The 21,096-nt window shown below is 70.0% G+C and carries 23 protein-coding genes and 1 pseudogene; 12 read left to right on the plus strand and 12 right to left on the minus strand.

Features of this window, described 5'->3' with window-relative positions; translation table 11 throughout:
• The first annotated feature begins 250 nt into the window (after positions 1-250).
• Genes AB8M46_RS19845 through AB8M46_RS19855 form a run of 3 tightly spaced genes read left to right on the plus strand, consistent with a single transcriptional unit; the run spans position 251 to position 1,879 of the window.
• The gene (locus AB8M46_RS19845) at positions 251-739 is read left to right on the plus strand and encodes a DUF4303 domain-containing protein (protein ID WP_394361104.1); all 489 of its coding nucleotides are present in this window, start codon (positions 251-253) and stop codon (positions 737-739) included.
• Positions 739-990, plus strand: coding sequence for a hypothetical protein (locus AB8M46_RS19850; RefSeq protein ID WP_394361105.1), 252 nt, complete (start codon positions 739-741; stop codon positions 988-990). Before AB8M46_RS19845 ends, AB8M46_RS19850 begins: the two co-directional genes overlap by 1 nt.
• 49 nt (positions 991-1,039) lie before the next feature.
• Positions 1,040-1,879, plus strand: a complete 840-nt coding sequence (locus AB8M46_RS19855) for a class I SAM-dependent methyltransferase (RefSeq protein ID WP_394361106.1) — start codon at positions 1,040-1,042, stop codon at positions 1,877-1,879.
• Position 1,880: 1 nt separating this feature from the next.
• On the opposite strand, the gene AB8M46_RS19860 is transcribed toward AB8M46_RS19855, so the two are convergent.
• From AB8M46_RS19860 to AB8M46_RS19875, 4 genes are read right to left on the minus strand one after another with little or no spacing between them, the layout of a single operon-like run.
• Entirely contained in the window at positions 1,881-2,522 is a 642-nt protein-coding gene (locus AB8M46_RS19860; RefSeq protein WP_394361107.1) for a class I SAM-dependent DNA methyltransferase, read from the minus strand.
• 10 nt (positions 2,523-2,532) lie between these two features.
• Positions 2,533-3,291: a putative protein N(5)-glutamine methyltransferase gene (locus AB8M46_RS19865; RefSeq protein ID WP_394361108.1), complete on the minus strand. Its 759-nt coding sequence runs from the start codon at positions 3,289-3,291 to the stop codon at positions 2,533-2,535.
• The gene (locus AB8M46_RS19870) at positions 3,288-4,055 is read right to left on the minus strand and encodes an NAD(P)-binding domain-containing protein (protein ID WP_394361109.1); all 768 of its coding nucleotides are present in this window, start codon (positions 4,053-4,055) and stop codon (positions 3,288-3,290) included. The genes AB8M46_RS19865 and AB8M46_RS19870 overlap by 4 nt, the downstream gene beginning before the upstream one ends.
• A 2-nt stretch (positions 4,056-4,057) precedes the next feature.
• The gene (locus AB8M46_RS19875; protein ID WP_394361110.1) at positions 4,058-4,573 is read right to left on the minus strand and encodes a DinB family protein; all 516 of its coding nucleotides are present in this window, start codon (positions 4,571-4,573) and stop codon (positions 4,058-4,060) included.
• A 145-nt stretch (positions 4,574-4,718) separates the two neighbouring features.
• Here AB8M46_RS19875 and AB8M46_RS19880 point away from each other — a divergent pair, with 145 nt between their 5' ends.
• The 5 genes from AB8M46_RS19880 to AB8M46_RS19900 all read left to right on the plus strand — a co-directional run bounded on the left by AB8M46_RS19880 (position 4,719) and on the right by AB8M46_RS19900 (position 8,649).
• On the plus strand, positions 4,719-5,252 hold the full coding sequence (locus AB8M46_RS19880; protein WP_394361111.1) for an RNA polymerase sigma factor: 534 nt from the start codon (positions 4,719-4,721) through the stop codon (positions 5,250-5,252).
• A 22-nt stretch (positions 5,253-5,274) separates the two neighbouring features.
• Positions 5,275-5,733, plus strand: a complete 459-nt coding sequence (locus AB8M46_RS19885) for a peroxiredoxin family protein (RefSeq protein ID WP_394361112.1) — start codon at positions 5,275-5,277, stop codon at positions 5,731-5,733.
• Positions 5,734-5,765: 32 nt separating this feature from the next.
• The gene (locus tag AB8M46_RS19890) at positions 5,766-6,371 is read left to right on the plus strand and encodes a TetR/AcrR family transcriptional regulator (protein WP_037337980.1); all 606 of its coding nucleotides are present in this window, start codon (positions 5,766-5,768) and stop codon (positions 6,369-6,371) included.
• Positions 6,355-7,974 (plus strand): acyl-CoA dehydrogenase family protein, encoded by a 1,620-nt coding sequence (locus AB8M46_RS19895; RefSeq protein ID WP_394361113.1) that lies wholly within the window; start codon positions 6,355-6,357, stop codon positions 7,972-7,974. Before AB8M46_RS19890 ends, AB8M46_RS19895 begins: the two co-directional genes overlap by 17 nt.
• 243 nt (positions 7,975-8,217) lie before the next feature.
• Entirely contained in the window at positions 8,218-8,649 is a 432-nt protein-coding gene (locus tag AB8M46_RS19900; RefSeq protein WP_378427210.1) for a hypothetical protein, read from the plus strand.
• A 4-nt stretch (positions 8,650-8,653) separates the two neighbouring features.
• On the opposite strand, the pseudogene AB8M46_RS19905 reads toward AB8M46_RS19900, so the two are convergent.
• A pseudogene (locus AB8M46_RS19905) lies at positions 8,654-9,723 on the minus strand (FAD-dependent monooxygenase).
• A 67-nt stretch (positions 9,724-9,790) separates the two neighbouring features.
• Here AB8M46_RS19905 and AB8M46_RS19910 point away from each other — a divergent pair.
• Complete coding sequence (locus AB8M46_RS19910) at positions 9,791-10,438, plus strand: DUF4865 family protein (protein WP_394361114.1); 648 nt, start codon at positions 9,791-9,793, stop codon at positions 10,436-10,438.
• On the opposite strand, the gene AB8M46_RS19915 is transcribed toward AB8M46_RS19910, so the two are convergent.
• Entirely contained in the window at positions 10,375-11,535 is a 1,161-nt protein-coding gene (locus AB8M46_RS19915; protein ID WP_394361115.1) for an SWIM zinc finger family protein, read from the minus strand. The two genes, AB8M46_RS19910 and AB8M46_RS19915, sit on opposite strands and share 64 nt — an antisense overlap.
• On the minus strand, positions 11,532-14,249 hold the full coding sequence (locus tag AB8M46_RS19920) for a DEAD/DEAH box helicase (RefSeq protein ID WP_394361116.1): 2,718 nt from the start codon (positions 14,247-14,249) through the stop codon (positions 11,532-11,534). Before AB8M46_RS19920 ends, AB8M46_RS19915 begins: the two co-directional genes overlap by 4 nt.
• 68 nt (positions 14,250-14,317) lie before the next feature.
• Between AB8M46_RS19920 and AB8M46_RS19925 the strand changes: the two genes are divergently transcribed.
• Positions 14,318-15,112 carry a TetR/AcrR family transcriptional regulator gene (locus AB8M46_RS19925; protein WP_378427220.1) on the plus strand — a complete coding sequence of 265 codons (795 nt, stop codon included), beginning with the start codon at positions 14,318-14,320 and terminating at the stop codon, positions 15,110-15,112.
• 178 nt (positions 15,113-15,290) lie between these two features.
• Here AB8M46_RS19925 and AB8M46_RS19930 read toward each other — a convergent pair whose 3' ends face one another.
• From AB8M46_RS19930 to AB8M46_RS19950, 5 genes are read right to left on the minus strand one after another with little or no spacing between them, the layout of a single operon-like run.
• Entirely contained in the window at positions 15,291-15,506 is a 216-nt protein-coding gene (locus AB8M46_RS19930; protein ID WP_394361117.1) for a hypothetical protein, read from the minus strand.
• On the minus strand, positions 15,503-16,039 hold the full coding sequence (locus AB8M46_RS19935; protein WP_394361118.1) for a hypothetical protein: 537 nt from the start codon (positions 16,037-16,039) through the stop codon (positions 15,503-15,505). The genes AB8M46_RS19930 and AB8M46_RS19935 overlap by 4 nt, the downstream gene beginning before the upstream one ends.
• Positions 16,023-17,423 carry a WXG100 family type VII secretion target gene (locus AB8M46_RS19940; protein WP_394361119.1) on the minus strand — a complete coding sequence of 467 codons (1,401 nt, stop codon included), beginning with the start codon at positions 17,421-17,423 and terminating at the stop codon, positions 16,023-16,025. Before AB8M46_RS19940 ends, AB8M46_RS19935 begins: the two co-directional genes overlap by 17 nt.
• A complete protein-coding gene (locus tag AB8M46_RS19945) occupies positions 17,420-17,707 on the minus strand; it encodes a hypothetical protein (protein ID WP_394361120.1) in 288 nt (95 codons plus the stop codon). The genes AB8M46_RS19940 and AB8M46_RS19945 overlap by 4 nt, the downstream gene beginning before the upstream one ends.
• Before the next feature lie 9 nt (positions 17,708-17,716).
• Complete coding sequence (locus AB8M46_RS19950) at positions 17,717-18,655, minus strand: hypothetical protein (RefSeq protein ID WP_394361121.1); 939 nt, start codon at positions 18,653-18,655, stop codon at positions 17,717-17,719.
• A gap of 43 nt (positions 18,656-18,698) precedes the next feature.
• Here AB8M46_RS19950 and AB8M46_RS19955 point away from each other — a divergent pair, with 43 nt between their 5' ends.
• Positions 18,699-19,835: a glycosyltransferase gene (locus AB8M46_RS19955; protein WP_394361122.1), complete on the plus strand. Its 1,137-nt coding sequence runs from the start codon at positions 18,699-18,701 to the stop codon at positions 19,833-19,835.
• A complete protein-coding gene (locus tag AB8M46_RS19960; RefSeq protein ID WP_394361123.1) occupies positions 19,832-21,064 on the plus strand; it encodes an RNA polymerase sigma factor in 1,233 nt (410 codons plus the stop codon). Before AB8M46_RS19955 ends, AB8M46_RS19960 begins: the two co-directional genes overlap by 4 nt.
• Positions 21,065-21,096 lie beyond the last annotated feature (32 nt).

The following is a 21,096-nucleotide window of genomic DNA, read 5'->3' on the forward strand; positions in this document are numbered from 1 at the left end:
GACACCGGCACCGCACGGAGAGGTGCAGGGAGGGATGTCCGCGCCGAGTGCGGCGAAGGGCGCTTTCGCCGTGTGACATGCGGTGAAGGACGCTTTCAGCCCACGTCAGGGCTCCTCTCGGCCGCCGTTATCCAGGTCGGCCGAAGTGCCGATAATGTACATTATGTCAAGTAAGCGTCATGAGCGTCTTCCCCGCAGCGTGTGGTTCGATGCCTCGATGACTCCGACCGAAACCGATCTCGCTGACGCCTTGACCGCGGCCACCCGTGCGGCCGTCACAGACCTGTTCCGCGACAACCCCGGCCACACCTTCTACTACGTCACGCTGACGACACCTGGCGAAGCGTTCGGTCCGGCGCTGTCCGCGTGGTCGCACGAGGCGCTGGCTCAGCGGGCCGACGCCGACGAGGTCCGCTACTCCTATGCCGATTCGCCGTTTTCGATCTTGGGTGAGGAACACCTGAAGCCGGTCCGCGATCTGTTCGCTGCCCGGCCGGCGGTCTTCGACCTCGACGACGAAGCGTCCGACGCCGAATTCGACCTTCGACTGCGTGCGATGGAGACGGCGCTGCGCAGGCTGTCCGATGAAGGTCTGTTCGGTGCCGGCGAAGCTCGCGCCGAAATCCTGATTCTGGCCGAGGTCGTCCCTGAAGACGAGGACAACGTCGCGCGGGCTCGTCGGCTCAACCCGCCTGGGCCGGCGCTGGATGCCTGGCTGGCCTACTGGGGCGTCGGCTGATGGAAATCGGCACGATCGCGGATTTCGGTGCGCCCGACTCTCCCGCCGCTGACAAGGTCATGCACGCTCAGCTCGACACCGCCACCGGGCACACGCTGATGGCCTGCGATGTCAATGGCCAGGTCGAGGACGTGCCCCACTCCCCTGGCAACAACGTCGCGGTCTACCTCGGCGGCGACGGCGAACGTCGCGAATACTTCGAGAAGCTGTCCGTCGCCGGGGCTGCCAGGAATGTGGCGGCGTTCCGCTGACGGGGCGCGCTAGGGTCGTCTCCGGATACCGAATCTGGGGGTTGCCGAAATGTCCGAGAGCACCGCTGTGCGTGTCGATCCGTCCAACGAACGGATGCTGAAGGCGTGGGATGGTGACGACGGGTCGTTCTGGGCGAAGCGTGCGCAGCGGTTCAACGACGGTGTCGCCGCGTACCGGGACCTCTTCTTCGCCGCGGCCGATGTCCAGGTGACGGACCGGGTTCTCGACGTCGGCTGTGGTGCCGGTCAGACGACGCGGGACGCGGCCCGGCTGGCCGCCGAGGGTTCGGCGCTGGGTGTCGATCTCTCCGGTGAGATGCTCGGCGTCGCTCGTCGGCTCGCCGAGGAGGAGCGTGTTTCCAACGTGTCATTCGAACAGGCGGACGCGCAGGTCCATCCGTTCGCCGACGCGCGGTTCGACGTGGTGATCAGCAGGCACGGCTCGATGTTCTTCGGTACTCCCCTGGCCGCGTTCGCGAATCTGGCCAGGGCGACCCGGCCGGGTGGCCGTCTGGTTCTGCTGACGTGGCAGCCGTTGCGGCTCAACGAATGGATCACCACTTTCCGGACGATCTTCGCGGCAGGTCGTGAGGTGCCGTCCGGGGATCTGGCGCTCAGCGATCCCCGGGAGATCGAGGAGTTGATGACCTCCGCCGGGTACGTCGACGTCGAGTGCACCGCGGTGAACAAGCCGATGTACTTCGGTGAGGACGTCGACGACGCGGCCGAGTTCATCGTCGAGCAGCACGGTGGCAGGTTGAGCGACCTGGATGACACCGCGCGGGAGGGTGCCATCCAGGCTTTGCGTGCGGATCTCGCCGAGCACCAGGCCGACCGGGGCGTCTTCTACGGTTCGGCGGCCTGGCTCGTCGAGGCGCGGCGTCCTTGAGCTACTGCTTGCGCGCGATCAGGTAGGCCTGTGGGGTGCTCTCGAATTCCTCGGACGGCTCACGGACGAGGGTGGAGAGCAGGCTGAAACCGGCCTCCCCCAGCTGTTCGGCGATCTTCTCGGGCGCCAGCCGGTACGCGTCGCAAGAGATGTCGTGGCCGTACGCGTGCTCGATGTGGCGTACTTCGTCGCCGACCTGGAAGGCGAGCAGCAGGTGGCCGCCCGGGGCGAGGATCCGGTGGAAGTCGGCGAAGATCTCCGGCAGCCGCTCTCGTGGGGTGTGGATGATGGAGTACCAGGCGACGGCGCCGGCGAGTGCACCGTCCTCAAGGGACAGTCCGGGCATCTCGCCGAGCTGGAAGTCCAGATGTGGGTACCACTTCCGGGCGACGGCGAGCATTCCTGGCGAGAGGTCGATGCCGTGGATGTCGAGCCCGAGCTGGTGGAGGTACTCGGTGATACGGCCGGTTCCGCAGCCGATTTCGGCGACGCGGCCGCCGCCGGCGGCCTGCACGAGCTCGGTGTACGCGCCGAGGACGGCGCGGTCCCAGGTGGATCCGGCGAGGTGGTCGCGGAGGAGTTCGGCGTAGTCGGCCGCGACCGTGTCGTAGGCGGTGCGGGTGGTTTGGAGGTAGTCGGTCACGGCGGGGACCCTAGACCCGGGCACCGACAACAATCGTCGCGTACAGGTCTTCGTCGGTGATCACTTCGGGGGTCAAACCGTTGTGTGCCATGGCTTCCGCGGTACTCGCGGCTTGGCTTTCGCCGGTTTCGATGAGCAGGTGCCCGCCTGGTGCGAGCCAGCGGAGGGCTTCGGCGGCGACGCGGCGGTGGACGTCGACGCCGTCGTGCCCGCCGTCGAGCGCGACGTGGGGTTCGTGGTCTCGTGCCTCGGGCGGCATCATCGCGATGGCGTCGGTGGGGACGTACGGGGCGTTGACGACCAGGATGTCGACGCGGCCTCGTAGTGACGTGGGAAGTGGTGCGTACAGGTCGCCTTCGAACACCTCTCCCCCGGCTTGGGCGACGTTCTTGCGGGCGCAGCGGACGGCGGCGGGTTCGATGTCGGCCGCGTAGAGCCGGATGTCGCCGAGTTCGGCGGCGATGGCGGCGCCGAGTGCGCCGGTTCCGCAGCAGAGGTCGAGGACCACCGCTCCCGGTCTGGCGAGGGTGACGGCGTGGCGGACGAGGAGTTCGGAGCGTTGCCGCGGCACGAAGACGCCGGGTTCGACGGCGATGCGGAGTCCGTGGAATTCGGCCCAGCCGAGGATGACTTCGAGCGGTTCGCCGTCGACGCGGCGTTGGACCATGGTGTCGAGTTCGGCCGGGGTGCGGGCTTCGGCGGTGAGGAGCCGGGCTTCGTCTTCGGCGAAGACGCACCCGGCCGCCCGCAGCCTGTCGATGATGGTCACTTGTCCCGCAGTCTGGTGAGGATTCCGTCGAGGGCCTCGCGGACGGTGTCGGGGACGCCGTTGGTGCGCAGGTCGGTGAGGAACTGTTCGTTGAGCCCGCCGGGGGTCATGTGCTTGCCGGTGAGGGTTTCGAGGGAGCCGTTCTGTTCGGCGAGGGACTGGCCGAGCTGGCCGAAGATGTGGCTGGTGAAGGTGGTCGCCGTGGTGTCGTCGATGCCCTGGTCGGTCATCCAGGCGGCGATGGTGCCGAGGTAGTCGAGGTGGGCGGCGAAGGTGGCGGTGGCGCCGCTGAAGATGTCGAGGTCCTTCTCGGCGGCGGGGACGACGCTGCCGCCGATGCTGTCGAAGAGGGCTCGGGCTTCGGGGTTGTCGGGGTACATCGCGGTGAGGCTTTGGCGGCGTGCGGCGGGTGGCAGCGGGATGCTCCGGACGACTTCGCGGGCGGGGGCGGCCCAGTCGCGCAGCCGGTCGAGGGGGACGCCGGCGAGGGCGCTGATCAGGACGTGCTCGGGGCGGAAGGTGAGGTCGCGGAGGACTTCTTCGGCGATGGGCGGGCGGACGGCGAGGATGATCGTCGAGGCGCTGTCGACGACGGCTTGGTTGCTGTCGCGGACGTCGACGTTGACGAAGCGGGCGGAGAGTTCTTGCCCGACACTGCGGCTGCGGGGCGAGAGGAAGATCCGGGGCGGGTCGGTGATGTCCTTGCTGAGGCCTTCAACGATGGCGGCGGTGATCTCCCCCGCGCCGATGAATCCGTAGTCCATGGTCAGGCTCCCGTGTGGCCGTCGACGCGTTCGCGGATGAGGTCGGCGTGGCCGTTGTGGCGGGCGTATTCGCCGATCATGTGGACGTAGAGCATGCGGAGTGAGAACGGGTTTCCGCCGAGGTCGAAGGTGTCGTCGAGCGATCCTCCGGCGGCCGCCTCGTCGGCGAGCCGGATCTCTTCGAGGAGGATGTCGTAGGCCTCTTCGGCTTTGGTGGCGTCGAGGACTTCGAAGTCGTGGTCCTTGCCGAGGGCGGGGTCGTAGAGGGGTTCGATGTCCTGTGCGGCGTAGCGCAGGCGGAACCAGAAGCGTTCGACCTTGGCGAGGTGCCGGACGAGGCCGAGGAGGGTGAGGTTGGAGGGCGGGACCGACGCCGTGGCGAGCTGTTCCCCGGTGAGCCCGGCGAGTTTGTGGAGGAAGGTGCTGCGGTGCCAGGTCAGCAGGGAGGGCAGGAGGATCCGCTCGTCGGCGGCGGTGTCGCCGGACGGTCGGCTGACCTCGGGGGCGGTCCATGTCATAGCGGCGATCATGCCATCGGGTGACGTGGGATTCGTGGTGCACCGGCTGGGGTGAGCGGGGTCACGTGAGCGGGGCTGAATCCTTTCGTGGGGTTCGCGGCTCTTGTAAGGGCCGGGACAAGCTCGGCGCGGGAGGAGGTTCGTCGTGGAGGCCGATTGGCCGCGGGATTCGCTGATCGTGGCGGCGCAGGGCGGGGACGCGTCCGCCATCGCCGCTTTGGTCTCGGGTTCCCATCCGCATGTGCAGCGGTTCGCGCGGTCGCTGTGCGCTTCGCCGGAGGACGCGGAGGATTCGGCGCAGGAGGCGCTGATCATCCTGTACCGGAAGATCGGCTCGTTGCGGGCCACCGGTGCGCTGGCGTCGTGGATGTTCCGGATCGTGCGCAACGAATGTCTCCGGCGGGCGCGCCGGGCGTGGCGTGGTGACGATCTGGCGGATTCCGTGGTGATGGTGTCGGCCGAAGAGGACGCCTTGGATCGGCTGGAGGCGCAGCGGGTGGCCGCGGCGATCGCCGGGTTGCCGTCCGATCAGCGGCGCGTCTTGATCATGCGTGACATCCAGGGTCATCCGGGCCGCGTGGTGGCCGGCGCGCTCGGGCTGAGCCCGGCCGCGATGAAGTCCCGGCTGCATCGCGCGCGGGCGGCGGTTCGTGCCTCTCTCGACAACCCTGCTTCCTGACCTTCTGTTGAGGAGTTCTTCAATGCTGGAAATCGGTTCCACGGTCCCTGATGTCGTTCTGGAGGACACGTCCGGGCAGGTCGTGCGGCTTTCGGAGTTCCGTGGCACGGGGAACGTGCTGATCTATTTCATGCGGTCGACCTCGTGCCCGGTGTGCAACGGCCATGTGAAGGATCTCGTGGGGCGCGCGGAGGAGCTGGCCGCCGCCGATGTGCGGGTGCTGGTCGCCGTCCCCGAGGAGCGGGCGGAGGCCAAAGCGTGGCGGGCCAAGCGCGGGGTGCCGTTCCGGGTGGTCACCGGCCGGGGCGGGACGCCGCACGAGGCCTTCGGGCTGGGGAAGAAGCTGCTGCAGCAGTCGGGCAGCGTGCTGTTCGACCGGGACGGGGTGGTTCGTCACGCGCATGCGGCGACCATGCCGAACAGCGCTTATGACAAGAAGGGCATCGCCAAGGCCGTCGAAGGGCTCGCCAAGGTGCATTGACTGAAGGTGTGAATCGGTGCTTCACTTCTTGGGTGCCGTATCGACGTACACCGAAGGTCCAGGAGCGTCTGGACGCCCAGCGGGACGCCGTCCTCGCCGCCGCCATGGAGCAGTTGGCCGAGCGCGGGTACGCGGGCTGCTCGGTGTCTGCGGTCGCGGAACGGGCGGGGGTGGCGGTCGGCAGCGTGTACCGCCACTACCCCACCAAGGCCGCGCTGGTCGTGGAGCTGTTCCGCAAGGTCGTCACGCGTGAGGTCGAGGCCGTGCGCGAGGTGTCGGAGCGGCCCGGTACGCCCGCGGAGCGGGTTGTGGCGGTCTTCGACACCTTCGCGAGCCGTGCGTTGAAGACGCCGCGGATGGCGTACGCGCTGCTGGCCGAGCCTGTCGACGCGCCGATCGAGGCCGAGCGGCTGGTGTTCCGGCGCGCGTTCCGTGACGTCGTGGCCCAGCACGTGGCCGACGGTGTCCGGTCCGGGGCCCTGCCAGCCCAGGACGCGGACGTCACCGCGGCGGCGCTCGTCGGCGCGGCCGCCGAGGTGCTGATCGGCCCGTTGACCACCGGCAGTGCGGACGAGGTGTCCGGGCTGCGCACTTTTGTCCTGCGTTCCCTGGGAGGTTCCGATGCCGGTCACTCATGAGGTCACCAATCAGGTCCCGCCGCTGGCGGAGTACGACGTCGCCGCCGATCCGGCCCTGCTGGAAGGGCTGGATCGGGCGGGCGCGGGCTGGGCGGTGGCCGAGGTGCACGCCCTCGGCAGGCTCGCCGGGAGTGAGCAGGCGCAGGAGTGGGGCAGGCTGGTCAACGAGAACGAGCCGGTGCTGCGGACGCACGACCGGGTCGGGAACCGGATCGACGAGGTCGAGTTCCACCCGTACTGGCACGAGCTGATGGACGTCGCGGTGTCCTACGGGCTGCACGCGGCGCCGTGGCGGGATCCCCGTCCGGGCGCGCACGCGGCGCGGGCGGCGAAGATGTACGTATGGGGGCAGGTCGACGCGGGGCACACGTGCCCGATTTCGATGACGTACGCGGCGGTGCCTGCGCTGCGGTTCAATCCCGAGCTTTCCGCGCGGTACGAGCCGTTGCTGGCGGCGACGGAGTACGACTTCGGGTTGCGTGAGCCGAGTTCGAAGCGCGGCCTCATCGCCGGGATGTCGATGACGGAGAAGCAGGGCGGTTCCGACGTCCGGACGAACACGACCGCGGCGCGGCCGCTGGGTGACGGCAGCTACGTGATCGTCGGGCACAAGTGGTTCACCTCGGCGCCGATGTCGGACATGTTCCTGACGCTGGCTCAGGCGCCGGGCGGGCTGTCGTGTTTCCTGCTCCCCCGTGTCCTGCCGGACGGCTCGCGCAACGGGATCCGGTTGCAGCGGCTGAAGGACAAGCTGGGCAACCGGTCCAACGCGTCGTCGGAGATCGAGTACGACGACGCGATCGGCTGGCTGATCGGCGAGGAGGGCCGCGGGGTGCGCACCATCATCGAGATGGTGAACAACACCCGGCTGGACTGCGCGGTCGGGAGCGCCGCTGGGATGCGATACGGCGCGGTCCAGGCGATCCACCACGCGCGGCATCGTCGTGCGTTCGGGGCGAATCTGGTGGATCAGCCGCTGATGGGCAACGTGCTGGCGGATCTCGTCGTGGAGTCCGAGGCGGCGACCACGGTCGGGATGCGGCTGGCGTCGGCCACCGACCGGCCGGAGGACGAGCAGGAGCAGGCGTTCCGGCGGCTGGGGCTGGCGGTGACGAAGTACTGGGTGTGCAAACGTGGTCCGTCGCACGCGGTCGAGGCGCTGGAATGCCTGGGCGGGAACGGGTATGTCGAGGAATCGGGGATGCCGCGGCTCTACCGCGAGGCTCCGCTGATGTCGATCTGGGAGGGTTCGGGCAACGTCGCGGCGCTGGACGCGCTGCGGGCGATGGCGAAGCAACCCGAGTCGGTGGCGGCGTATTTCACCGAGGTCGAGCAGGCGTCCGGTGCCGACGCCCGGCTGGACGACGCGGTGGGCAGGCTGCGCAAGGAACTGTCCGATCTGTCGGACATCGAGTACCGGGCGCGGCGGCTGGTCGAGTCGATGGCGCTGGTGCTGCAGGGTTCGCTGCTGGTGCGGCACGGGACGCCGGCGGTGGCCGACGCGTTCTGCGCGTCGCGGCTGGGCGGCGACTGGGGTGTCGCGTTCGGGACGCTTCCGTCCGGAGTGGACACGCGGGCGATCATCTCGCGCGCGGAGGTCTGAGCGGAGGACGCCGTGCGCGATCGGCGATCTCGCGTGATTGAACGGCGCACTCGCGTGATTGAAGACGGATCTCGCGTGATCAGGCGGCGAATACGGCCGGGACTCTCGGTGCCCGTATGACCACGTGCTGCGGCGGTCCGGTCGATTCACCCGGCCGGACCGCCGCCGAGCACTGCGAACAGCCGCAGGATTGCGGAATTCGGGTGCATGCAAGGGCTCTTGGGTCGGCTACGTTCCTCGGTCATGGTCGATCGCCGAAGATGCCTGGTCCTGGTTCCCGTGGCGCTGTTCGCCGCCGGTTGTGCGACGGCCGCGCCGACGCCGATCTTCGCGGCGGCGAGTTCGGCGCCTTCCGCGGAGAGCGCGCCGATGCTGGGGGCGGCGGCCCCGTCCGGTGCGCCGTTCGTGGCGGCGGACGGACGGGACCTGAGGTCCTGCGCCGACGGTGAGTGCGAGGTGCTCGTCCGGACCGGCGACCAGATCCCCAACGACGGCGGCGCCGGACCGCTCTCGGTCGCGGTCCAGGCCGGGAAGGTGGGGCTCGCCCCTGCCTCGGGCGGGATGGGCGCCGCGGTGTCCGGTCCGCCGGGGATGGCCCATCAGATCAACCGGCAGGTGATCGTCGTCGTCGCGGTTCAGGGCGACGAAGGGATCGTCCGGCTCAGCCGGAAATAGCCGCTCAGGTCAACCCTGCGACGAATTCGCTCAGCAGCCGGTTCGCCGTGGCGGAGCGGTACAGGCGGTCGAAGTCGGCGCGCGCCACCCGATGCCGGAACTCCCCTCGGTGGGACGGATCGCCGGCGTCGTGGACGGTGTCGGTGAACCAGGTCGCGAAGGCCTGGTAGTTCCACACTTCACGCAGACGGTCGTCGGAGTAGGCGTCGAGCGGACCCGTGTCGCCCTCTTTGTAGTAGCGGATCAGCGCGTCGGCGAAGGCGTCGGCGTCGTACAGCGCGAGGTTCATTCCCTTCGCGCCCATCGGCGGGACGATGTGCGCGGCGTCGCCGAGCAGGTGGAGCCTGCCGTGGCTCATCGGGCTGAGCACTTCGCCACGCAACGGCAGTAGTTGTTTCTCCAGGATCGCGCCCCTTGTGGCGAGCGGTTCACCGAAGCGCGTTTCGAGCTCGCTCCAGATCCGCGCCGGTGGATCGCCATCACGGTCTGGTGGGTGGCGGGTACGTCGGCGAGGACGACCAGCCACGCGTAGCCGTATTCGTGGGTATGGCGGGTGGTCCCGTCTTCGGGGATGGCGGCCCGCGACGCGCCGTGGTTGCCGTCGCATCCGGCGATGAAGTCCCCTTCGACGATCGACCCGTCGCCGAGTCGGACGCGCGGGCGTTCGCCGATGTCCTCCACGGAAACCTCGGTGTCGAACCGCAGGTCGCCACCGTCTTCTTCGAACGCGGTGATGAGGTTCCGGACGAGGACCTGTTGAGGACAGAGCCGGCCTTCCCCGTGTTCTTCGACGGACAGCGTCAAAGGCCTCGGCTGTCCATCGACGCGGAAGCCGAGCGTCGGCTTGATGGGAATCCCGCCGACCACGCGGTCTTCGAGGCCTCGTTTCCGGAAGACGCGCGTGGCACGGGTGTCGATGACCCCGGCGCGCTGCCGTCGCTCGACGTACTCGCGGCTGCGCCGTTCGAAGACGACACAAGCGATTCCCTCCCGCAGGAGGAAGTTGCCGAGCGCGAGTCCGGCCACGCCGGCTCCGACGATCAGGACGGGTCTGTGCTCGTTTCCTGTTGTCATGCTTCAAGTTTCGGCAGCACCACGGTTCGGAGCGAAGACGATCTCTGTACCTACTAGTATGTACGGCATGCATGCGATGCAGTACGAGATCACCCTCCCCGCCGACTACGACATGGGCATCATCCGCGACCGCGTCGCCACCCGCGGACATCTGCTCGACGACTTCGGCGGTCTGGGGCTGAAGGTCTACGGGATCCGTGAGCGCGGTGTCGACGGCTCGACGCTGAACCAGTACTCGCCGTTCTATCTGTGGCACGACGAAGCCGGGATGAATGCCTTCCTGTTCGGCGGACCGTTCAGCGGCATCGTCGAATCCTTCGGGCGTCCCGCCGTGCAGCACTGGACCGTGCTCGGCTTCGAGGAGGGGCCCGCGTTCGGTGCTTCCCCGGTCGCGGCGGGAAAGCACGTCGTGCGGATCCCCGACGAGACCGACCCGGTGGTTTTCCTCGGCGAGGCACTCGACGGGCTTCGCGAGCACCTGAGCCAGGACGGCGCGCATTCGGGCGCGCTGGCCGTCGACCCGCGGACCTGGCAGGTCGTCCGCTACAGCCTGTGGGTGGACGAGGCACCGGAATCGGACGAGGTCCGGTATCAGATCCTCCACCTGTCCTCGCCGCACCTGGACGAGCTGCGGCGAGGACGGCAGTGGGATCAGCCGAGCAACGCGGCGAACAACGCGCCCGGATCGGCTTCGGGCGGACCGGCGGGCCACTGATCCCGGTACGGGTACCAGAGCCCGTCCTTGCCCAGCCGCACCTGCACCCCTGTCCCGTGAACGGTGCAGTGGTTGCGTTCGACGTCCAGTCCTTCGCCGGGATCGTCCACGACCTCGGCGAAGGCGGCCCGCGCCCGGCCCATCGCCTGCGACGGCGGCGTCCACACGGTCTCCAGGACGTCGAGACCGGCGCGGCCGCCGTGCCGCCACGCGAGCACCGCGCGGTCGAAGTCCTCACCGTGCTCGGCCGGGCGCAGCCTGTCCGCGGTCTCCGGGCGAGTGGCGGCGAGGCGGACGGCGTCCTGCTTGCGGGTGAGCTTCGACTGCGACGCCAGCAGCGCACCGGCCATCTGTCCCGCGTTGTCGACCAGCAGGGCGAAGGCCTCGGCCGGGATCTCGGGTGCCCCGGGCACCGTCGGGCCTCCGGTGGGCGCGAACGCGGCGAGATCCGGCAACGGACCGGGCTCGCCGGCGTACGCCCGCTCGGCGTCGATGTCGTCGTCCCCGGTGCGCACGAACCGGGGCGCGTTGCGCCGCTGCAGCTCGTCGAGCAGCTCCCGCTCCCCCTTGCCACGCATCAGCAACAGCACGAACGGGTCGGCGTCGAGCAGCCACGACGCCTGGAACGACAAGGCCGCGGCATGGCGGCACGGCAGTTCCCAGCCGGGGCAGTCGCAATCCGGGTCGAGGTCACCGATCCCGGGCAGCAGATGCACCCCGGCGTCGTCGGCGGCCTCGACGAGGTCGTGCGGCATGTCCCGGTCCAGCAACGCGGCGAGATGCCCGGCACGCGAGGCGACCCGGTCGAGGAAGCGGTCCCATTCGTCGCCGGTCAGCTCCGCGAGGCGGACCTCGGTGCGGTACTGACCCTCCTGGTCGTCTACCACCGCGGCGATCCGCCCCGGGCTGACCGTGATCGGACCGACCCGGCCCGCCGCGGCGTACTTGCGGCCCTGTTTGAGCTGCCGCAGATCCAGTGCGGTGTCCTCCATCGCGCTGATCCACGCGCGGCCCCACCACGAGCGGGCGAACTGGCCGCGTCCGCCCTGGGCGCCGAAAGCGGGGAAACCGCGGACGCGATCTTCAGGCGTGCTCATCGGCGGCTCCTCAACTCGACCAGATCGGCCAGCTCCTCGTCGGTCAGTTCGGTCAGGGCGGCCTCGCCGCCGGCGAGCACGGCGTCCGCGAGCGCGCGCTTCTCCCGCAGCATCGCCGCGATGCGGTCCTCGACGGTGCCCTCGGCGATGAGCCGGTGCACCTGCACCGGCCTGGTCTGCCCGATCCGGTACGCGCGGTCGGTCGCCTGGTCCTCCACCGCGGGGTTCCACCAGCGGTCGTAATGCACGACGTGATCGGCGCGCGTCAGGTTGAGCCCGGTCCCCGCCGCCTTGAGCGACAACAGGAACACCGGCACCTCACCGGCCTGGAACCGGCGCACGAGATCCTCGCGTTTGGGCACCGGGGTGCCACCGTGCAGCAGCTGCGTGCCGATCCCGCGCTGCGCGAGATGACGTTCCAGCAGCCGCGCCATGGCGACGTACTGCGTGAACACCAGCACCGCGCCGTCCTCGGCGAGGATCGTGCCCAGCAGTTCGTCGAGCAGCTCGAGCTTGCCCGACCGGCCGTCCAGCACCGCGTCCGAGGGCTCCTTGAGGTACTGCGCGGGATGGTTGCAGATCTGCTTGAGCCCGGTGAGGAGCTTGACGATCCGGCCGCGGCGCGCGATGCCCTCGCTCCCGGCGATCTCGGCCATCAGCTCGCGCACCGTCGCCTCGTACAACGCCGCCTGCTCGGCCGTGAGCGTCACCGGCCGGTCGGTCTCGGTCTTCGCGGGCAGCTCCGGCGCGATCCCCGGATCGGATTTGCGGCGGCGCAGCAGGAAGGGGCGGACGAGCCGGGACAGGCGCTCCGCCGCGTCCGGGTCCTTTCCGGACTCGACCGGTTTCGCCCACACCCGGCGGAAATCGGCCATCGTGCCGAGCAGGCCCGGTGTCGTCCAGTCGAGGATCGCCCACAGCTCGGCGAGGTTGTTCTCCACCGGGGTGCCCGTGAGCGCCACCCGCGCCGACGACGTCAGCGTCCGCAACGCCTTCGCCGTGCCGGAGCGGTGGTTCTTGACGTGCTGGGCCTCGTCGGCCACCAGCAGTCCCCAGTGGACGGACCCCAGCGGCTCCGGATCCACTCGCAAGGTGCCGTAGGTGGTGAGCACGAAGCCGCCGCCGAGGTCGTCGAGTGAGCGTTCGGTGCCGTGGAACCGCCGCACCGGGACGCCGGGAGCGAACTTGGTGATCTCGCGTTCCCAGTTCCCCAGCAACGAGGCCGGGCAGACGACCAGCGTCGGACCATCCGCGCGATGCAGATGCAGCGAGATCAGCGTGATCGTCTTGCCGAGACCCATGTCGTCGGCGAGACAGCCGCCGAGCCCGATCGAGGTCATGGCGGTGAGCCACTGCAGGCCACGCATCTGGTAATCGCGCAGGGTCGCGGCCAGGCCTCGCGGCGGCGCCTGCGGCTCCGGCGGGGCGAGCAGCCGCTCCCGCAACGCGGCGAGCCAGCCGTCGGTGAGGACGTCGACGCGTTCACCGTCGATCTCGGTGGTCCCGCTCAAGGCGGCACCGAGCGCGTCGATCGGCGTGAGCGGCTTCAGCGCGCGATCCCGCGCCTTCGCCGCGAGAGCCGGGTCGACGAGCACCCACTGATCGCGCAGGCGCACGACGGGACGGTGGGCCTCGGCCAGCGCGTCCATCTCGGCCGCGGTGAGCGGTGCACCGCCGAGGGCGAGCTGCCAGTCGAACTGCAGCAGCGTGCCGCCGGCGAAGAACGACGGAAGATCGGCGGGCGGTGCGTCACCGCCGCCGACCACCGCCTTCGCGCTCAGGTCGCGGGCGAGATCGGCGGGCCAGTGCACGTCGATACCCGCCGTGGCCAGCAGCGGCGCCGCGGTGGTGAGCAGTTCCGTGATGTCGGCGTCACCGAGCCCGACCTCGTCGGGGACCGCCGCGCCGAGCAGGGGTTCCAGCGGCGGCCACACCTGCGTGGCCCGGCGCAGCGCCAGCATCACGTCGATCCGCGCCCTCGGACCGAACCGGTCGTCACCCGCCCAGAGCGCGGCGGCGTCGGCCAGGACACCGGGGTCGGCCAGGCTGTGCACCTGGACGACCCCGCTGAACCGGCCGATCGTGAAGTCGTCTCCCGGCGCTTCGATCCGTATCGAGACCCGGACCCCGGAATCCAGCCCGGCCGCGACCTCGGCCGCCCAGTCCCGCAACTGCGGAACACGGTGCGAGGGCGCGGCGGCGAACGCCTTCACCCCGGCCGCCTGCGCGGCGGCGGGCGTGCGCGGAAGGGTGTCGGCAACGGCGTCGAGGAACGCGCCCAGCAACGGATACTGCGCCGGCAGAAGGTTTCCCTCGCTCGGGATCGCCCGCGCTCGCGCGGGCATCGCTTCGGACAGCTCGCGCAGCCAAGCGGCGTCCGCCGGTTCCAGCGGGCCGGCGCGCCAGGCGTCCACATCGGACTCCGTGAGCCCGGGAAGCAGCCTGCCCGCCTCGGCGAGCTTCAACGCCGCCGTGGCGGCCGTGCTCCAGAAACGCGCGGAGTCGTCGTCGCTCTCATTGAGACGCAGCAGCGCCGGAAGCGCCTCGGCCATCGGCAGCCGGACGCACGGCACCGTGGTGATCTCGGGGAGAGCGACCGTCACCTCCCCGGTCCCCGGCGTGTTCCCCTCGGCGCTCCAGAAGACGAATCCGCTGGTCCGAGGGGGATTTTTCGGTTCGAAAGCGACACTGCCGAAGCCGTCGTGAGACGCCACTCAACCCCAATCTCTGTACGGTGTACAGTTCAGGATAACACAACTCTGTACACCGTAGAGAGAACGTGATGACGGACGCGGACCACACCGGGGCGGGCGACCCACGGCGGACCATCGAGCTGCTCTGGGGCGTGCGCGAGAAACCCCGCCGCGGCCCCAAACCCAAGCTCACCGTCGACGAGATCGTCACCGCCGCGATCGAGATCGCCGACACCGAGGGCATCACCTCGCTGTCGGTGCGCCGGGGCGCGGAAAAGCTCGGCGTCTCCCCTATGACGATCTACACCTACATCCCCAGCCGCGCCGAGCTGCTCGACCTGATGATGGACCGGGTCCACGGTGAGCTGACCGATCCCCCGGCCAGTCACGACTGGCGGGTCACGATGACGATCCTCGCCGAGGACGCCTGGGAGATGTACCACCGGCATCCCTGGATGCTCCAGCTCACCACCGGCCGTCTCCCGCTCGGCCCGCACACCTTCGCGAAGCACGAACGCGAGCTGAAGGCCGTCGACGCGATCGGGCTCACCGACCTGGAGATGGACGCCGTCGTGGCGATGGTCAACGGCTTCGTCCAGGGCATCGCACGCGGTTCGGTGGAATCGGCGAGTCTCGTGCGGCGCTCCGGCCTGACGGACATGGAGTGGTGGACGGCCAGCGCGCCCGTGCTCGCGGAGATCCCCGAAGCCGACGCCGGTCTGTTCCCGCTGGCGGCACGCGTCGGGCAGGCCGCCGGGGAGACCCACGGTGCGGCGAGCGCGCCGCTGCACACCTTCCGGTTCGGGCTGGCGCGGATCCTGGACGGGGTCGAGCAGCTGGTCACCGGTGGTTCCGGTACCTCGGGGACCGAGCTTCCCTCCTGAGCGTTCTCGCGTGAGGGAGCGGACGACACGTGTGACTGGACGGACGACACTGTCGCGGCCGAGTCCCCATCACGTGTCGTCCGCCCAATCACGCGTGTCGTCCCCACAGTCACGTGTGTCGTCCCTCCGGTCACGCGAACCGCCCGAATCACGCCGTGGCCGGGGTCGGTTAACCGCGTCAGCGCAGTCGGCGGTAGAGCAGCCACAGCGCCAGCGCGACCGGCGTCAGGACCGCCCCGAACAGGATTCCCGCGAACATCCCGTACCCATGCGGATCCGACGAGAGTCCCGTCGCGCTGAGCACCGCGCTGCCGACGAGCAGCACGATCACCGCCACGACAACGACGAACGCGCCGAGCACGAAGCGCCGCACCACCGTCCGCGAGGCCGTCATGCCGGATCGGGAGTGCAGACGGTCAGAAACGACTTCCGGTTCTCGCGCTGCACGGCCGCCGCGTCCATCCAGCCGCTCCGGCCGAACAGGTAGCTCCCGGCCGGATGCCCGGCCGACTCGCGCAGCACCTGGGCGAGGTCGGCCTTGGCGCCGAACGCCTTCGGGCCGTCGACGGCGATGTTGACCGAGCCCGCCTTCGTCCAGTCGTACGCCGAGGGCAGCGGTGTCCGGACCTGGAGACCACCGGCGTCCGAAGAGGAACCACCCAGCAGGTCCAGCCGCTCGACTCGCACGCCTGGCCGCGGCGCGGCCCACACCTGCTCCGTGCTGTTCTGCGTACCGGAGTCGAACGTCAGCCGCAGACCGGTGACGCCTTCGCACGGGGTGCCCGTCCACAGTTTCAAGACGCCGCCGTCGACGCGGAACCCGGCCTCCGGCGGCAGCGATGGCGCGAACTGCGCCTTGGTGTCGCACGCCGCGGTCACCGCCACCACGAGCAAGGCGGCGCAGACCCGTCTAGTGATATCCGCCATCGGTGAGTCCCGCGTCTTCCTCGGTTTCGTTGCCTCCGGTGACCTTCTCCCACGCGTAGGAGGCGAGGAAGCCGGCATAGCCTTCGCGAGCCCACTGCTGGGAATGGCGCTCCTCGTGGTGCAGCAACCGATCCAGGTCGAGCGAGCCCTGGGACGCGCCGTTGTCGTCCTCGTACCAGGCGTGCCCCGACTTCACCACCTCCCGCAGCTGCTGCGCCGGATCCTTCGCGTCGTCGATGTTCAGCATGAACGTGTCGCCCCAGGCAGTCCCGCCCTGTTGGCTGAACTGGTCCTGGATGACGTTCCCGCCCAGACCCATCATCATGCCGTTCGGGGTCGTCACCAGCCGCCCGCCGTTGCCGTGCACGAAACCCACGTCGTCGTCGTAGCTCCAGGAGTTCTCCCGCTGCCGGTCGGTGATCCGCCGCAGCTCCTCGGATCCGTACGGTGTCGGCGCGAAGTCGGTCTTCTCGCCTCCGGCGCCGTAGTCGGTGCCCGCGTTGAGGACGTAGGTCATCCGCACCGCCTTGGCGGCGTCGTCCCCGCTGACGTCGGTCGGCATCAGGAAGTACGACTTGTAGGTCCCGTCGCCGTCCTCGTCCTCGCGGATCTCTTCCATCCCGTCGAGGACCTTGAAGTCCTCCGGCGTGATGTCGTGATCGTCGGCGATCTTCTTGATGGTGTCGATCGATACGCCCCGGCGGACGGCGTTCTCGAGCCACTGCCGGTAGTGGCCGGACGCGGGTGGCCCGCTCAGCAGCCCGGCGTCGCGCAGCGCCTGCTCCATCTCGACCACACCGGCGTCGATCTGCCCGGCTTTCTTGGCGCCCGCCAGGTCGGTCGCCTCGTGGTCGCTGATCTGGCCGTCCTGCACGAGCCGCATCACCCGGGCGAGGGCGGCGTCGATGCTGTTCGCGGTCGTGAGGATCGCCTTGGATTCCTGCTCCAGCTGCTTCCGGATGGTCTCGCGGTGCCGCTGGGACTCGGCGCGTTCTTCGGCCTCGAACCGTGACTTCGGCGGTGGGTCGGCGGGTTTCCCGTCCACGATCGCGCCGTCGGCGGCGACGCTGAACTGGTAGGTGCCGGCGAGGGAATCGTTGTTGGCGACCCTGGTCTTCAGCGCGGACACGTCGTCCGACGCGTTCTGCAGGGCACGTTCGACGGCGGACAGTTCCGCGATCAGGATCTCGGCCTTGTTCCGGGTGTCGCCCAGCGAATCGCGGGCGCGCTCGCCCGCCGGGCCACGCCAGTCGGGCAGTTTCCTGGCGTCGTCGAGTTCGTCCTGCAGCCCGATGAGTTTGTCCCGGCGGCCACCCAGGTTGGTGGCCGCCGCGTGGAGTGCCTCGGCGTCCCATTCACGGACGTCGTCGTAGCCGACCGTCATCGTCCGAACGCCTCCTCCGCGGAGTTCTCGTTTTCGGAGTAGGCATTGGCGGCCTTGGTGATCGATTCGCTCCAGCGGTCGATCTCTACGGCCCACCCCTTCGCCCGTTCGGTGCACGTCGACGCCAGCGTGGGCGCGCTCTTCGCGGCCTCCCCGCCCGGCAACGCCGTCGCGATCGCACCCAAGCCGGTGCCCGGTTCCACGGCTCTGGCCTGGTCAGCCGCGGAACCCGCCGCCTTGGCCGCGGCCCGCAGCTGACCGATCTCGACCTCGTATCCGCTCACAGCGGGACCTTACGTCAGCTCGGAGGGCTCCACAGCCGATTCGCGCGAAGGGGTGGCAAGCCGCCGGACGACGTCGTCGTACCGCGCCTGATCGGCGGCCGCGCGGGCGTGCGCCCGCTCCAGTTCCTCGGCGAGAGCCGTCGCCCGGGCTTCGGCGAGGCTCCTGGCCGTGTGTTCTTCCGCGAGCGACGCCCGAAGCCCTGCCGAGTCCTTTTCGGACACCGTCGCGCGCGTCTTGGCCTCGTCGAGCCGCTCCCGCAGTGCCACGCGTTCCGCGGCCGCCCTGGCCAAAGCCGTGTCGCGCTCGGCCAGCTCCGTGGTCAGCCGGGTCTTCTCCTCACGCAGCGTCCGGAGCTCCGCGACCAGCTCGTCACGGGCACGTTCCGCCGCGACGGTCGCGGCTTCCGCGGCGCCGCGGGCTCGTTCGTGGGCGGCGACCTCGGCCCACGAACGCTGCCGGGTCTCCTCCGCGTCCTTCAATGCCTGCTCGGCGGCACGTTCCGCCTTGACCTTCGCCGCCTTGTCGTCGCGGGACGCGGCCACCGCGGTCGCGCGCGCCGTGTCGGCCTTCGCCGCCGCCTGCTGTGCGTCCTCGGCCTCGCGCCGGGCCGTCGCCGCGTCGGTCTCCGCTTCGGTCACCCGGCCCAGCGCCGCCTTTCCGGCGTCGTCGAACCGCGCACGCATCGCGTCCAGCAGTTCCACGAGCGACGCCGCCGCCGGCGTGAACTCGTCGGCGATCCGGCGGACCTCCAGCAGCGGATCGGCCACGCTCGCCACCGCGGCCGCCCGCCGGGCCCGCGAGGCGGCGTCGGCGTGGGCCTTGCCGCAATAGGCCGAGGGACGGCCACCCTTGCGTTTGCCGTCGGCGTCCACCGCGGGCGGGGGCAGGGGATTCTCGCAGCCTTCCAGCGCGCACAGGCGGACCTCGTCGGCGTCCGTATCGATCACCGCAGCAGGGTAGCGCCGCCGCCCCGCCGATAGGGTCGCTGACATGCGTGTCCTGTTCACCTTCGCCGGCGGCAACGGCCACTTCCGGCCGCTGCTCCCCCTCGCCCACGCGGTCGCCGAGGCGGGGCACGCGATCGCGTTCACCGGTGAGCCGTTGATGGTCCCTGTCGTCGAGGCGACGGGGTTCACCGCGTTCCCGTCGGGCCCAAACCTCGGCAGCGACGGCGGCGGACTTCGCCCGTTGCTCCCCGTCGACAGGGACCGCGAGGACAGCGATCTCCGTGACGGTTTCGTCCGCCGTACCGCGCCACAGCGGGCGAAGGACGTCATGGCGCTCTGCGAGGACTGGGAACCGGATCTGCTCGTGTGCGACGAAGCCGATCACGGCGCGATGATCGCCGCCGAACGCCTCGGCCTCCCGCACGCCACCGTCCTGGTGATCGCGGCGGGCGTGCTCATCCGCGCCGAACTGATCGACGACGCGCTCAACGAGGTCCGCGCCGTCCACGGTCTCCCGCCGCAACGAAACCTGGAGATGGCGTACCGCCACCTCGTGCTTTCCCCGTTCCCCGCCAGCTTCCGCGACCCCCGGTTCCCGCTGCCGCCGACCGCGCGGACGTTCCGCAGTCCCCTTCCCCGCCGCGGACCGGTGCCGGAGTGGCACGTCGAAGGCCGTCCCACCGTCTACTTCACCCTCGGCACGATCTTCAACACCGAATCCGGCGACCTGTTCGCCCGGGCACTGACCGGCCTGCGCGAGGTCGACGCGACCTGCGTGGTGACCGTCGGGAACCTGGTCGATCCCGCCGAATTCGGCCCGCAGCCCGAGCACATCCACCTCACGCGGTACCTGCCGCAGGACGGCGTCCTCCCATACTGCGACTTGGTGCTCAGCCACGGCGGTTCGGGCAGCCTGCTCGGCGCGCTCGCCCACGGGCTGCCGATGGTGCTGCTCCCGATGGGCGCCGACCAGCCCCACAACGGCGATCGGGTCACCGAACTCGGGCTCGGCACCGTCCTCGACGTCATCGACGCGACACCGCGAGACATCCGCGACGCCGTGTCCACGGTGCTGAGGGAACCGTCCTACCGGGAGGCGGCCGGGCGGCTGCGGGACGAGATCACCGCGTACCCGGCACCGGAAGAGATCGTGCCGCTGCTGGAAGGACTCCTCAGGTGACCACCGAGCTCGACGCTGCGATCACACGGGCGTTCCGCGAGGAGTCGGGACAGGTGATCGCCACCCTGATCCGTGTCACCGGCGACTGGGACCTCGCCGAGGAATGTCTCCAAGAGGCGTTCGCGCTCGCGTTGCGCACCTGGCCCCGCGACGGCGTCCCGGCGAAACCCGGCGCCTGGCTGACGACGGCGGCACGCAACCGCGCCACCGACCGGATCCGCCGCGAGGCCGTCGGTGCGGCGAAACTGCGCGAAGCCGCCGAACTGAACGTCCCCGCCGAGCCGCACTGGGACGAGAGCGGCGTCCACGACGACCGGCTCCGGCTGATCTTCACCTGCTGCCACCCCGCGCTGCCGCTCGAAGGGCAGGTCGCGCTCGCGCTGCGGACCCTGGCCGGGCTCACCACCGCCGAGATCGCCCGCGCCTTCCTCGTCTCCGAGGCGACGATGTCGCAGCGCCTGGTCCGGGTGAAACGGAAGATCCGCACGGCGGGCATCCCGTACCGGGTCCCGCCCGCTGATCTGCTGCCCGAACGCACGGCCGCGGTGCTGGGAATGCTGTACCTACTGTTCAACGAGGGCTACTCGGCCAGTGCCGGTACGGATCTTCTCCGGCCCGACCTGTCCGCGGAGGCCATCAGGCTCGCGCGGATCCTCGCCAGCCTGATGCCGGAAGAGCCGGAGGTCCTCGGGCTGCTGGCCCTGCTGCTCCTGCACGACGCCCGCCGGGCCACCCGCGTCGACGCTCAGGGCACGCTCGTCTCGCTCGAAGACCAGGACCGCGGCGGCTGGAACACCGCCGAGATCGCCGAGGGCACGGAGTTGCTGGAGACTGCGCTCCGGCTCGGTGTCGCCGGGCAGTACCAGATCCAGGCCGCCATCGCCGCCTGTCACGCGACGGCCGCCCGCGCCGCCGACACCGACTGGGCGCAGATCGCCGCGCTCTACGGGGAACTGCTGCGGTTCGTGCCCTCGCCCGTCGTCGAACTGAACCGCGCGGTCGCCGTCGCCATGGCCGAAGGTCCCGAGGCCGGGCTCGAACTGGTCGACAAGCTCACCGCGGACGGCGGTCTCCCCGGATACCACCTGCTGCCCGCGACCCGCGCGGACCTGCTCCGGCGGCTCGACCGGCTCGCGGAGGCCGCCGACGCGTACCGCGAGGCACTCGCGCTCGCCGGCACCGACGCCGAGCGCGCCTACCTGTCGGAAAAAATCGCCGAAATCTCCTGACTCCCGGCTGTCTGTCCACGGCGTCACCGTTC

The organism is Amycolatopsis sp. SB7-3 (assembly GCF_041021335.1).
In the GTDB taxonomy this organism is placed as follows: Bacteria; Actinomycetota; Actinomycetes; order Mycobacteriales; family Pseudonocardiaceae; genus Amycolatopsis; species Amycolatopsis japonica.